11 protein-coding genes are annotated in these 12,854 nt (G+C 75.2%); 4 read left to right on the forward strand and 7 right to left on the reverse strand.

The genetic code is table 11. The annotated features are described in order from the left end of the window. Window position 1 precedes the first annotated feature (1 nt). The gene (locus WCD74_RS08515; RefSeq protein WP_337694412.1) at window positions 2-955 is read right to left on the reverse strand and encodes an alpha/beta hydrolase; all 954 of its coding nucleotides are present in this window, start codon (window positions 953-955) and stop codon (window positions 2-4) included. Further along, the gene (locus WCD74_RS08520) at window positions 952-1,872 is read right to left on the reverse strand and encodes an alpha/beta fold hydrolase (RefSeq protein ID WP_337694413.1); all 921 of its coding nucleotides are present in this window, start codon (window positions 1,870-1,872) and stop codon (window positions 952-954) included. Before WCD74_RS08520 ends, WCD74_RS08515 begins: the two co-directional genes overlap by 4 nt. Window positions 1,873-2,050: 178 nt before the next feature. Here WCD74_RS08520 and WCD74_RS08525 point away from each other — a divergent pair, with 178 nt between their 5' ends. Next, window positions 2,051-3,781, forward strand: a complete 1,731-nt coding sequence (locus WCD74_RS08525) for an HNH endonuclease signature motif containing protein (protein WP_337694414.1) — start codon at window positions 2,051-2,053, stop codon at window positions 3,779-3,781. Here WCD74_RS08525 and WCD74_RS08530 read toward each other — a convergent pair. The 3 genes from WCD74_RS08530 to WCD74_RS08540 are packed head-to-tail and all read right to left on the reverse strand — an operon-like array spanning window position 3,778 to window position 7,669. Further along, window positions 3,778-4,473, reverse strand: a complete 696-nt coding sequence (locus WCD74_RS08530; RefSeq protein WP_337694415.1) for a carbon-nitrogen hydrolase family protein — start codon at window positions 4,471-4,473, stop codon at window positions 3,778-3,780. The genes WCD74_RS08525 and WCD74_RS08530 overlap by 4 nt on opposite strands. Continuing rightward, complete coding sequence (locus WCD74_RS08535) at window positions 4,464-6,191, reverse strand: FUSC family protein (RefSeq protein ID WP_337694416.1); 1,728 nt, start codon at window positions 6,189-6,191, stop codon at window positions 4,464-4,466. Before WCD74_RS08535 ends, WCD74_RS08530 begins: the two co-directional genes overlap by 10 nt. 44 nt (window positions 6,192-6,235) lie before the next feature. Continuing rightward, the gene (locus WCD74_RS08540) at window positions 6,236-7,669 is read right to left on the reverse strand and encodes an amidase (RefSeq protein ID WP_337694417.1); all 1,434 of its coding nucleotides are present in this window, start codon (window positions 7,667-7,669) and stop codon (window positions 6,236-6,238) included. A gap of 101 nt (window positions 7,670-7,770) precedes the next feature. Between WCD74_RS08540 and WCD74_RS08545 the strand changes: the two genes are divergently transcribed. After that, a complete protein-coding gene (locus tag WCD74_RS08545; protein ID WP_337694418.1) occupies window positions 7,771-8,745 on the forward strand; it encodes a LuxR C-terminal-related transcriptional regulator in 975 nt (324 codons plus the stop codon). Further along, a complete protein-coding gene (locus WCD74_RS08550) occupies window positions 8,742-9,725 on the forward strand; it encodes a TIGR03617 family F420-dependent LLM class oxidoreductase (RefSeq protein ID WP_337694419.1) in 984 nt (327 codons plus the stop codon). The genes WCD74_RS08545 and WCD74_RS08550 overlap by 4 nt, the downstream gene beginning before the upstream one ends. A gap of 17 nt (window positions 9,726-9,742) precedes the next feature. On the opposite strand, the gene WCD74_RS08555 is transcribed toward WCD74_RS08550, so the two are convergent. Further along, window positions 9,743-10,765: an LLM class flavin-dependent oxidoreductase gene (locus WCD74_RS08555; RefSeq protein WP_337694420.1), complete on the reverse strand. Its 1,023-nt coding sequence runs from the start codon at window positions 10,763-10,765 to the stop codon at window positions 9,743-9,745. Window positions 10,766-10,843: 78 nt separating this feature from the next. Here WCD74_RS08555 and WCD74_RS08560 point away from each other — a divergent pair, with 78 nt between their 5' ends. Then, a complete protein-coding gene (locus WCD74_RS08560; RefSeq protein ID WP_337694421.1) occupies window positions 10,844-11,401 on the forward strand; it encodes a TetR/AcrR family transcriptional regulator in 558 nt (185 codons plus the stop codon). Here the strand turns inward: WCD74_RS08560 and WCD74_RS08565 are convergent. After that, a complete protein-coding gene (locus tag WCD74_RS08565) occupies window positions 11,398-12,843 on the reverse strand; it encodes an ABC transporter substrate-binding protein (RefSeq protein ID WP_337694422.1) in 1,446 nt (481 codons plus the stop codon). The two genes, WCD74_RS08560 and WCD74_RS08565, sit on opposite strands and share 4 nt — an antisense overlap. Window positions 12,844-12,854 lie beyond the last annotated feature (11 nt).

Below are 12,854 nucleotides of genomic sequence, written 5' to 3' on the forward strand. Positions count from 1 at the left end.
GTCAGCGTCGGGCGCGTCCGTCGACCAGCTGCGTCGCGCCCACGACGAGGTCGGGGCTCTGCCACTGGATGTAGTGCGCGTCGCCGGTGGCGATGGTCTGCGGTGTGCGGGGCCGGAGGGCGATGAAGTCCTCCTGGGCGTCCTCGTAGAGCCGGTTGAGCTCCTCGACCGTGAGCCCCGGCGGCGGAGGGAGCGTCGTCTGGAACGGCTCGGTCTTCGTCAGGACCGCGATGGGCACGGGCGGGAACGTCGGGCCGGAGCGGACCTGCTCGACACCGGCGTCGACGTCGATGCGCTCCGAGGCCGGGTCGGCGAGCTGGGTGCCGGGGGGGACGGCGTTCAGGTAGGCGTCGCGGTAGGCCGCCCACTTCGCCGGGCCGAGCACCGTCGGCACCGTGGGGGAGAACGAGTCGACGAACACCACGCCGGCGACCTGCTCGGGGTGGGTCTGGGCGTAGAGGCGGGCGAACAGCCCGCCCATGGAGTGCCCGGTGAGGACGTAGGGCCCGGGCACACCGGCCGTCGTGAGGACGGCGTGGAGTTCGGTGACGACGTCCGCGGCGGTGCGCGGTTGCGGGACCGGCGTGCTCCGCTCGGTGAGGGGCGCCCCGGGGAGGGCGATGCGCAGGGTGCCGGGACGGTCGTAGGTGCAGACCCGGTGCTCGCGGGCGAGTGCGACGGGCACGGCCGGCCCGACCGCGGGCGGCTCGATGATCTCGTCGATGCTCCAGGCGTCGCCGGAGTCGTGGTAGCCAGGGATCAGGACGACGGTGTGCCGCCCGGGGGCGTTCTCGCCCTGGCACTCCAGGTAGACGCTCCGGCCGCCGATGTCGACGCCCTGCGCGAACTCGCCCGAGGCGCCGCTCGGTGGTGCAGGAGTCGCTCCGGCGGTCACGCCGCAGCCGCCGAGCGCGAGGATCGCCGCCACCGTGACCAGGGCCCGGGTGAGGGTCACCGCGTACCTCCGGAGGACGGCCCGGTCGCCCGGGCGAGGACGTCGCGGGTGGCCCGGACGACGAGGTCGGGGTCGAAGACGTGCACGTAGTGGCTGCTGCGGTCGGCGAGGGCGTGGACGCTGCCGGGGAGGGTGGTCGTCGCGAGGTTCGACTGCGCGGTGCGTTGGGCCTCGACCGCCCGGGCGAGGTCCGGGAAGTCGGGCGGGAACTCGGTGACACCGGCCGACACCACCCACGTCGGCATGGTGGCCGGGTGCGGACGTTCCCGGGCGGACGCGGCGACCTGGTCGGTGCTCGCTGCGACGTCGATCTGCTCGACCCCCGGGACCGCCGGCGGCGTGAGGACGGCCTGCTGCTCGGGGGAGAGGAGCGCGAAGGTCTCCTCGGTGGTGGAGTCGACCATGACGAGGCCGGCGGTGCGGTCGGGGTGCTGGGCCGCGTACAGCCGGGCCGCGAGCCCGCCGAAGGAGTGCGCGACGAGCACGTAGGGACCTGGCACGCCCCCGGCGGTGAGGACCGCGTCGAGCTCGGACGCCCAGTCCTGGGCCGTGCGGGGCTGGGGTGCCGGGTCGCTACGGGTGGTGACGCTGCCGTCGTTCCGGGTCGACCCAGGGCGGTCGTAGGCGCACACGCGCGTGTCGCGGGCCAGGGCCGGGGCCACCGCCTCGGGCGGCGGTGTCCGCTCCGGGTCCACGACGTCCCAGATGTCCCCGGCGTTGCCGAACCCGGACATGAGCACGACAGTGGGCGTGCCCGGCCGGGCCGGTCCGTGGCACTCGAGCCAGACGCGGCGGCCGCCGACGTCCACGGCCGTAGCGACGTCCGTGGCGGGCGGCGCGGCGCCACCGCCCGACGGCGCGCAGGCGGTCAGCAGCAGCAGGCACCCGCTGACGAGGGCGACGACGACTCGGCGCACCTGCTCAGCGTCTCCGGGCGGCTGACCAGCCACAATGGACCGGGAACACGTCGGGGACCCGACCGGAGTCCCTTGCGCTGATCCGCCTGCGACCGAGGGGTCACGAGGGGTGAGCGGATGCGGTGGATTGCTCCGAACGGCTCTTGATCTTCTCGAACACGTGTTCGATCATGGGTGCATGACGGCGGCGGTGTGGTTCCTGGACCCGAACGGGTCCTGGCAACCCCGCGCCGAACGACAGCAGCCCCCGCCGCCGGGCGAACCGGTCGAGCGGTTGGCCCGGCTCCTGCCGCTCCGCCCGCCGGACCCGGAGCCCGACGCCGGGTGGGCGGTGCCCGGGGTCGATCCCGACCCCGGGCGGGGCAAGGAGAAGCTGTCGCGGTCCTCGCGGACAGCGTTGGCGGAGATCGCCGACGCCATGACCGCCTACCGGCGGGCCGGGGCCCGCGTCTACCAGGCGATCGCCGCCCTGGACGCCTCGGACGCGGTCGCCGAGTCCGGCTACCGCGACCTGCCGCGGCTGCTGGCCGACCACGCCCGGCTCGACCCCGCCGAGAGCAGACGGCTCGCCAGACACGCCGAGGCGCTGCACCCGAGGGTCACCCCCGCCGGGGCCACCGTGGAACCTGACCTGCCGGCGACCTGCACAATGGTCGACGACGGCGAGGCCGGGGACGGGCACGTCGAGGTGATCGTCAAGACGATGACCCGGCTGCGGGGGGTCGACGACCTCGACGCCGACGTGCTGGCCACCGCCGAGGAACAGCTCGCCGAGTTGGCGCGCACGCACTGCCCGGCCGCGCTGAAGCGGGCGGCGGGGGTGATCGCCGATCGGCTCGACCCCGACGGGGCCGCCCCCGCCGAGGACCCGCCGCGGGAGAACGAGCTGACCTACACCCGCCGCAAGAACGGCGACCTGCACGCCAAGACCATCCTGCGTGACCCGGTCGCGGCGGAGCTGTTCGACCAGGCCATCCGCGGGGCGACCCTGCCGCCGCAGTCCACCGCCGTGGCCGACCCCGACACCGGACACGCCCCCACCACCACCGACGGGGCACGAGGCGAAGACCCACAGATCGAGGCGCGGGAGTCCAAACCCTCCCGCCAGGCCGGCGCCCTGATGGACCTGATCGCCGCCGGGTACGCCGCCGGCCTCGACGAACCCGACCAGACAACCGACCCCGACGGGCAGATCGAGTTCGGCGGCGCGGACGAGGAGTTCCTGCCCGACGACGACCCCGAGCCCGACCCGTGCGCCGAGGACACCGCGCCAGGCAGCCACGCCGACGCTGATGCCGGCAGCCACGACACCGACCCCGCTAGTGACAGCGACGGCTCGGGCGGCTTGGGGGGACCGGCAGCACCACCGCCACCGACTGCGGCGCCGCCGCCGCGGCCGCGGCCCGCCCAGGCCAGAGACGTTCCGCGGCTGCAGCTGACCGTGACCCTCGACTTCGAGACGCTGCGCGACCAGCTCGCCGACCGCAGCAAAGCCCTCGCGCTGCTCGAGGACACCACCTGGATCCGTCCCGAGGCCGTGCGCCGCTTGGCGTGCGACGCCGAGATCATCCCGATGCTGATGGGATCGAAGGGCGAGGTCCTCGACGTCGGCCGCAAGAGCCGCACCCCACCGGCCGGGCTCCGGCGCGCCATCTGGGCCCGCGACCGGCACTGCGCGTTCCCCGGCTGCCGCCGCAAAGCCCGCCACTGCCAGATCCACCACATCCGACACTGGGCCCACCACGGCGAGACCGAACCCGACAACCTCGGACTGCTCTGTACCTACCACCACGGGCTGGTCCACCACTCCGGATGGGAGATCGTCATGCACGACCACCTGCCCTGGTTCATCCCACCCGCCTGGCTCGACCCCACCCGCACCCCCCGACACAACCGCCCCTGGAGCTAGACGAGGCTCGCCGTCACCACGGTGTCGGGCTCGCGCCCGGCCCGGGTGACGGCGAGGCCGTCGGGCGCCCAGACGCCGGACACGCCGCAGGTGTCGGGGTACTGCGGCCCGACCGCGCCGACCGCGCCCGCGATCGCCGTGTAGGCCCGGCAGGTCCGCGCGATCACGGTGGCTCGGGCTTCCTGCTCGGCCAGTTCGTCCGGTCGGTGCACGACCCCGGCGAGATAGACGTCGACGTCGAGGGCTGCCGTGCCGGCGATGTGCTGGGCCGACCCGGTGTCCTTGCAGAGCCCCAACCCGAGGCGCCACCCGTCGACCGACAGCACCGTCGGGCCGTCGCCGGGGGCGAAGGACTGCGCTTCGTCGCCGCCGAGCCACGTCTTGCGGTAGGCGACGCTGACCCCGGTCGGCTCGACGGCCAGCATGGCGATGTGACGACGGTCCGCCCGTCGGACCGGGGCTCCGACCAGGGCAAGGGTGCCCGTCTCGGTACAGGCCTCCTGCAACGGCGCGAGGGCCGGGTCGTCGGGGTCGACGGCCGGGGACTCCAGGTCGTAGCCGGTGAGCGACAGCTCGGGGAACACGATTACGCGGGTCCCGGCCCGCCGGACCAGGAGGGCGTGGGTCCGGACGTTCCCGGCGACGTCGCCCGGTCGACAGCTCGGTTGGGCGGCGGCGACGGTCAGGGGCATGCGCTCTCCAGGTCTCGACGGTCCGTGCGCACCTCGTCGGCGAGGGCGGGCAGGACACCGCTCGGCGCTCCGGGGACGTCGGTCTCCAGCCGGTGGCGGGCCTCGACCAGAGAAGCGGCCCCGTCGTCGGGACCCCGCAGCGTAGCCAGCAGGGCGAGGTCGTCGAGTCCGAGGCGGATCCGCTCGAGCTGCTCGGTCTGGTGGTCGGAGAGCCGGTCGTGCTCCCCGACGAGGTCGCGCCGGGCGCGGGCGGCGTCCCGCCAGGCGGAGGCCGCCCGCGTCCGGTCCGGGGAGTCCTCGGCGAGGGCGTCGAGCGCGGCGGCCGTCGCGGCGACGGCGGCCTCGAGTCGCCGGCGGAGGTCGGGCCGGCGGCGGGAGGGGACGACGGCGAAGGCGACGACGACGCTGACCAGGACCGCGACCACCATGAGGATCCCGTACTCGACGAGCACGTCGACCGGGTCGAGACCGCGCAGCGAGCTGGAGAAGCCGACGCTGACGCAGACCATGGCGGCACTGCCGAGGGTCGGGCGGGACGTGATCGTCGCGAGCCCCAGGACGAGGGCGACGAGGGCGATCGGGAGCAGGGACGCCTTGGGGAGGACGAGGATGATCGCGACCGCCACGGCCGCCCCGGCGAGGAGCCCGAGAATCTTGGGGCGGGCGCGGGCCAGGGTGGCGTCCCAGCTGGTCTGCAGGATCGAGAAGGTCGTCATGAGCAGCGTCGGCAGGAGCGGGTCCCCGGGCCGCAGCGCCAGGGAGACCAGCAGGACGAGCAGCACTCCCAGCGTGGTCCGGAACGCGTGGCGGACCTGGGTCGAACGCCAGGCGTCCGTGCTCGCGAGGGCCGAGCGGAGACCGTGATGGGCGCGGTCGTCGTCGGCGAGGGGTGTGCGGTCGCGCCGGACGACGAGCTCGGCGACCCGGTCGAGGGCGTCGTCGGCCGCGTGCACCGGGTCCTCGAGCTCCGGCACGGGGGTGGTGCGGCCGGGCGGCTCGTCGGACGGCCGCGTCGCGCGGACGGCGGCGGCGAGACTCCGTGCCCGCTCGCGGACGGCCTCCACGGCCCGGTCTCCCGCGGCCCGGTCCTCGACCGGCAGCCGCCGGACCGTGGCGTCCGCGGTAGCGAGGGCCAGGCGGGTCCGGACGGCGGCCGTGATCACGGCGGCGAGCCACGTCGGCCGGCCGTCCCGGAGCCAGAGGTCCACCGCGCCGGCCACCGAGGGCTCGGGCTCGTCGAGAAGGCCTGCGACCTTCGCGCGCGCCGGCCCGTGGGGGTCCCGGAGCCCGGTGACGCACCGGAACAGCGCCGCCACGACCAGCCCGGCGACGGTGGCGACGACGAGCTGCAGGGCCGGGATCCCACCGCCGATCGGGAGGCCGTAGCTGATCAGAGTCAGCAGGCCCAGGCCGAGCCCGAGGGTCGTCAGGCCCGGACGGCGCAGGGGGAGCAGCCCGGCGACCAGCACGATCGCCAGGATCAGGACGAAGGCCGCCGGGCGCGACCACTCGGCGAGGAGCCGCGGACCGCACGCGGCGACCAGGAGCAGAGGGCTGGACACCGCGAGTGCCCGCAGGTCGGACCACAGCGGCCCGCCGGCGACGCCGATGAAGGAGAACAGCCCGGCGAACGCGCCCACGATCGCGGCCGGCCCGGCGCCGAAGAGCAGACCGAGCGCGAACGCGGGCACGACGAGGACGACGAAGAGCCCGAGCATCGTCAGGACCTTCCCACGTGCGTGGGACGGTCGCGCGAGGCTGATCAGCCCACGGCGTGCACCGGACGACGGTCGGCCCACGGCCGGGCGCGCTCGAGGTCGGCGGCGACGGCGATGAGCGTCGCCTCGTCGGTGTAGGGCGCGACCAGTTGGACCCCGATGGGCTCGCCGTCCGCCGTGGTGCCGAGCGGCAGGGAGATCGCCGGGTTGCCCGTGACGTTGGACAGGGCGGTGAAGCCGGCGGTCGCGAAGATGCGGTCGTACCAGCCCCGTCCGTCGAGCGAGGGGTCGTTCTGGTCGAGGTGACCCGCCGCCGTCGAGGGGACGTTCATGGTCGGGGTGAGCAGTACGTCGTAGCGCTGGTGGAACGCCGCCACCGAGCGCCGGGTGAGGTTGAAGACCCGGTCGGTGGCGTACAGGTCCGAGGCGCGCAGCGCCCGGCCGACCTCGGCGCAGGCGAGCGTCGCCGCCTCCAGGTGCTCCGGCCCGGGGGTGATCCCGAGGGCTCCCGCGATGGTGTCGACGCCGTCGGCGAGGAAGGAGCACCAGCCGGCGAAGTTGGCGTCGTCGAAGGCCGCCGCGTCGACGTCGGGAGCCGCGGGCTCGACGACGTGCCCGAGTCCCTCGAGCTCGCGCGCGACGGCCTCGACGGCCTCGACGCACTGCGGGTCCACCGACCCGTGACCCGACAGCGGCGCGGTGTGGATGGCGATGCGCAGGGGGCGGCTGCCGTGGCGGACCTCGTCGAGATACGGACGCACCGGATCGGGGAGCCGGTACCGGTCCCCGGGTTCCTGCCCGTGGACCGCGTCGAGGACGCCTGCGCAGTCGCGCACGGTCCGCGTCAGGACGAACTCGATGCCCATGCCCAGCAGGGGATCCGCGTAGTCCGGCCCGGGGGTGGTCCGGCCCTGGCTCGGCTTGAGGCCGACGAGGCCGCAGGCCGCCGCCGGGATGCGGATGGACCCGCCGCCGTCGTTGGCGTGGGCCACGGGCAGGGCCCGCGCGGCGACGAGGGCGGCCGAGCCCCCGCTCGAGCCGCCGGGGCTGCGGTCGAGGTTCCAGGGGTTGCGCACCGAGCCGGTCGCCACCGGCTCGGTGTTCGCGTTGAAGCCGAGTTCCGGGGTGGCGGTCAGACCGAGCGTGGCGAACCCGGCGCGCCGGAACCGGGCCATCAGGTGGGTGTCGGCGGGCATCGGCACGCCCGCGCCCAGGAGGCGGCTGCCCGAACGCGTCGGAACGCCCGCCGCGTGCGTGATGAGGTCCTTGATCGCGAACGGCACCCCGCCGAAGGGGCCGTCGGCGGCGTGCTCGAGCGGGGTGTCGAAGGGCCCGCTGACGAGGGCGTTCACGCTGCGGTTCGCAGCGGTCACGGCCTCGGTCGCGACCCGGGCGACCTCGTCGGCCGTCACCTGTCCGTCCCGGATCGCCTCGGCGATCGCCGTGGCGTCGAGATCGACGTACTCGCGCAGTTCCATGGGGGCCTCCTGTCCGGGCGGGATCCCGACCGTAGGAGGACCGGCCGGCCGCCGAGGTCCGTCGGTTGACGGACCCGCCACGGTGCCTACGGTGCTAGGGCATGACGGCCCTGTCGGCGGCGCGGGACCTGCGGGCGTTCCTCGCGCGCCACGGCGCCCGGGACGTCGCCTCGGCGTCGGTGGTCCTGGAGGGCCTGCGCGCGGTCGTGCCGTCGGACTGCGCCGCCGTCTCGGTGTGGGACCCCGTGGCCGGCCGCCACCGCACCCTCGCGTCGTCCTTCCCGGACGACGTCGGCGCGTTCCTCGACGACCGGATGCACACCGACCCGCTGTTCTCCGTGGTCCGCGCCGACGGTGGCCCGGTGCGGGTCCGGGACATCCCGGAGCGACGTCGTCGGGGTCCGGTGTTCGACGCCGTCATCGGGCCGCTCGGATTCCGCGACGGCGTCACCCAGTGCCTGTTCTCGGCCGACGGCCGCTACGTCGGCATGGTCAACGCGAGCACGCTCGACGCGCGCCATCCCGACGACGACGCCGTCGCCCTGCTCACGCTGCTCGGCCACGACCTCGCGGCGGCCCTGGACCCGCTGCCCGGACCCGGGTGGACCGTCGGCCGCCCTGCCGACGGCCGGTCGGGGGAACTGCTGCTCACGGCGGACGGCCGGGTCGTCCCGCTGTCCCCGGCCGCGCGGCCCGACCTGCTCCGGGCCGGGGCGCCACTGCTCGCCCTCGCGCGCACCGCGCGGCGCGCCGTCGAATACCGACTGCTGGTCCAGGGCTCCGCCGTCCACGAGGTCGAGCTGCACCGGACCGGGACGGACGTCGTCGTGATCCATCGCGAGGTCGACCCGCCGCACGGGCTGACGGCCCGCGAACTGCAGGTGCTCGCCGGCCTCGCCGACGGGCTGACCAACGCCGAGATCGGCGAGCGCCTGGGGATCGGGGCACGCACCGTCGGCACCCACGTGGAGCACGCGCTCGCGAAGACGGGCAGCCGCAACCGCGTCGCGGCGGCGGCCACGGCGGCCCGGTGGGGCCTGATCGGGAGCCCGACCCGTGCGAGGGTGCCGAGGTGAAGATCGACGCGAGGCTCCGGGCGACGCTGGCCGACGTGGCCGCGGACGTCCGGGAGTGCGAGGAGATCGGGTTCGACGGCGCCTGGAACAACGAGAACCAGCACGACCCGTTCCTGTCGCTCACGCTCGCGTGCGAGCACTCCACGCGCCTCGAACTCGGACCCTCGGTGGCGATCGCGTTCGCCCGGACCCCGATGACGGTGGCCCACCCGGCCTGGGACCTGCAGGGGTTCTCGGACGGGCGGCTGGTGGTCGGGCTGGGACCGCAGATCCGGCCGCACGTCACGAACCGCTTCTCGATGCCGTGGTCGCACCCCGCCGACCGCATGCGTGAGTTCGTGACGGCGTTGCGCGCGATCTGGCACGCGTGGGAGACCGGCGAGCCGCTCGACCACCGCGGCTCGTTCTACCGGCACACGCTGATGACCCCGGCGTTCACGCCGCCGCCCCACACGTCCGGGCCGCCTCCGGTGTACCTGGCCGCCGTCGGACCGCGGATGCTGAGCGTCGCCGCCGAGGTCGCGGACGGGCTGTTCGTGCACCCGTTCTGCGGCCCGCGCTACCTGACGGAGGTCATCCTGCCCGCCGTGGTCCGGCACCGTCCGGCCGACCGGGCGCCGCTGCGGATCGCGCTGTCCCCGTTCGTCGCCCTCGACGAGGCCGACCGCGAGGCGACCCGCCGCCAGATCGCCTTCTACGCCTCCACCCCCGCCTACCGCCCGGTGCTCGAGGCGCACGGCCGGGAGGACCTGCAGGAGGTGCTGCGAACGATGTCGAAGGAGGGGCGCTGGGACGACATGACCACGCTCGTCGACGACGACCTGCTCGACGAGATGTGCTCCAGCGGCTCCGCGGCCGAGGTGGCCGCCGACCTGCGGCGGCGCTACGGCGCGGTGGCGCACCGGGTGCGGCTCAACCGGCCCGGCGACACGCCGCCACCCCGCCACTTCGCGGGCGTGGTGGAGGCGTTGCGCGCCTGACCGGCGACCGGGTCACGTCAGGACGCGGCCAGGGCGGGCTCGGCCCGGTCCGCAGCGGGGGCGATGAGCTCCAGGGTGCGGTGCTGGTGCTGCTCCTCCGGAGCGGCGTTCACGACGACGAGCTCGTCGGCGGCGACCTCCTCGGCCAGCGCGTCCAGCCCGGCGACGACCTCGGGACCGGTGCCCACGAGCGTGCGCCGCATCATGCCGAGCACCTGCCGACCCTGGGGGTGCGCGCGCAGCTCGACGAGCTGGTCGTCGGAGAGGTCGCGCCCGCGGCCGAGGATCGCGCGCAGCCACTCCAGCTGGGCCCGGTCGTGCTGGGCGGCGGCGGTGTCGGCGTCGTCCGCGGCGATCACGTTGACCGCGGCGATGAAGTGCGGCGTCGCGTCGGGTCCGGCGAGCGGACCGGCGGGGTCGAACCGCGTCCGGTAGATCTCGGCCGCCTCCTCGAGGGCCTCCGGGGCGAAGTGGGAGGCGAACGCGTACGGCAGGCCGAGGTGGGCGGCGAGCTGGGCGCCGTAGAGCGACGAGCCGAGGATGTACAGCGGCACTCCGGAGCTGCGGTGCGGGTAGGCCTGGACGCCGGGGACCTTGGTGGCGCCGGTCAGGTACCCGTCGAGCTCGACGATGTCGGACGGGAAGTGCTCGGAGGCGCGGGCGTCGCGGCGCAGGGCCTGCATGGTGGCGCCGTCGGTGCCGGGTGCCCGGCCGAGCCCGAGGTCGATGCGCCCGGGGAAGAGCGTCTCCAGCAGGCCGAACTGCTCGGCGATCACCAGCGGCGAGTGGTTCGGCAGCATGATCCCGCCGGACCCGACGCGCACGTTCTCGGTGTGGGCGGCGATGTGCTGGATGTACAGCGACGTCGCCGAGGACGCCAGGCCGGGCATGTTGTGGTGCTCGGAGATCCAGATGCGGCGGTAGCCGAGGGCGTCCGCGGTGCGCGCGAGGCGCACGCTGCGGGCGATGCCGTCGGCAGCCGCCTCCGTCGGGAGGACCCTCGCCAGGTCCAGGATGGAGAGCGGGACGGACGCGGCCATCGTGGGTCCTCTCGGGACGGGTATCGGAGGCAGCCTCCGCTCAGCCTACACGGAGGCCGCCTCCGGTAAGGTGCACGCATGCGGTCGGACGCGCGCCGGAACCGGGACCTGCTGCTCGCGGTCGCCCGGCAGCACGTGCGCCGCCACGGCGTGACGACGTCGCTGGAGGCCATCGCGCGCGACGCCGGCGTCGGCCCGGGCACCCTCTACCGGCACTTCCCGGACCGCGAGAACCTGCTCGCCGAGGTGCTCCGTGCCGAGAGCGACGAGCTCGGCGAGGCCCGGGACCGCGTCGCCCGCGAACCCGACGTCGCGCTGCGCCTGGACGCCTGGCTGCACGAGATGGAGCAGCACATCGCGAGCTACCGCGGGCTCTCCGGCCCCCTGGTCGGGGCGCTGGAGGGAGCGGAGGCGACCCCGCTCACCCTGGCCTGCCAGGAGATGCTCGCGACGACCGAGCGGTTCCTGGCCGAGGCCCGGGCGGCGGGTGTGGCACGTGCGGAGGTCACCGCGCACGACCTCGTCGGCTGCGCGGCCATGCTCGCGTGGCTCGGGTCGACGTGCGGGGCGGACACCCGCCAGGCCGACGGGGCGCGCGAGATCCTCCGGTCCGGGTACCGCACCCCGCACCGCTAGCGGCCCGGGAGCTCCGCGGCGCCGTCGACGAGCAGCGAGGCGCGGGTGGCCTCGGCCGTGTAGAGCTGCGGCGCGAGGAGGTCCCGGCGGCCGACGACGTCCTGGCCGCGCCCTGCCCGACGGGCCCGCCAGGCGCGGGCGTGGTCGGCGGCGCTGCCGTGCGGGTCGAGGTGCAGCACCCGGGCGTACTGGTGGATCGCCTCGTAGACCGTCTCGGACAGTGCCGTGATCGGCGGGGCCCAGGCGCCGTGCGCCGCGTGGTAGCGGGTCACCAGCTCGGGGTTGCCGTGCACCGGGCCGTTCTGGAAGTAGCCCAGGGCCGTGCGGAGGCCCTCGGCGGCGCGGCCGCCGATGTGGGAGAACGTCGCGTCGTCGAGGACCAGCGACACGGTGCGGGTGGTCTCGCGCAGGCCGGCCCGCTCGCAGGCCCGCTCGAAGGCGACCTCGTCGGCGCCGACGAGGGAGCTCAGCACGAGGTCGGCGCCGGAGGCCCGGATCGACTCGATGATGGCGCCGAAGTCGGTGGTCCCGAGGGGCGTGAGCCGCTCACCGGCGACGTGGCCGTGGGCGGCGTCGATCACCCGGCGGGCGTCGCGGTGGGCGCCGCGCGACCAGACGTAGTCCTGGCCGACGAGGTACCACCGGCGGGCGCCTGCGGCCCGCATCGTCGGGCCGACGAGGGCCGCCAGCTGCGCCGCGGGGCGTTCGCCGAGGCGCAGGGTGGTGGGGGACTCGCCACCGCCCTCGTTGATCACCGAGTGGACGAGCAGGACGCGGGGCGACTCGACGGCCTCGCGGACGGCGTCGAAGCTCGCCGACGTGCTGTTGACGAAGATGGCGCGACACCCCAGCGCGACCATGCGGCGGGCCTCGAAGGCCGCCTGGGCGGCGTCGGTGGCGTCGTCGGCGGTGACCAGGGTCAGCCGGGTGCCCGCGACGCCGCCGTCGGCGTTGACCTCGCCGACCGCGAGCTCGGCCATGGCCTGCGCGGAGACCGAGTAGACCGCGCCCGGGCCGGACATCGTCGTGATCGCCCCGATGCGGATCGACCCGTCGTCGGGGGGATCGGGCAGGGGGACGCCGAGGCGGTGCAGCAGCCACCGCACCCCGTTCTCCGGGATCGTCGCGCGGACCGAGACGCGGGTCCGCGCGGTGCCGTCGGAGCGGAAGCGCACGCACAGCCGGCCCTGCCACGGCTGCGTGTGCTCGACGACGAGCAGCGAGCCCGGCACCACGCGGGAGAAGCGGCCGAGCAGCTCGAGGGTCTCGGCGTCGGGGTCGTCGCCCACGGGCAGTCGCATGCTCACGGTGGCGCCCTCGGCCACCCGGTCGCACCGCGCCCCGAACAACCACCCGGCCGTCCGCGACGAGCCGAACAGGGCGAACGCCTCGTGCCGCGGGAGGTCGACGGCGCGGTCGGCCGCGACGGTCGTACTGGTCATCGCGGCCCCGG

It is taken from the genome of Actinomycetospora aurantiaca (assembly GCF_037401875.1).
GTDB lineage: Bacteria > Actinomycetota > Actinomycetes > Mycobacteriales > Pseudonocardiaceae > Actinomycetospora > Actinomycetospora aurantiaca.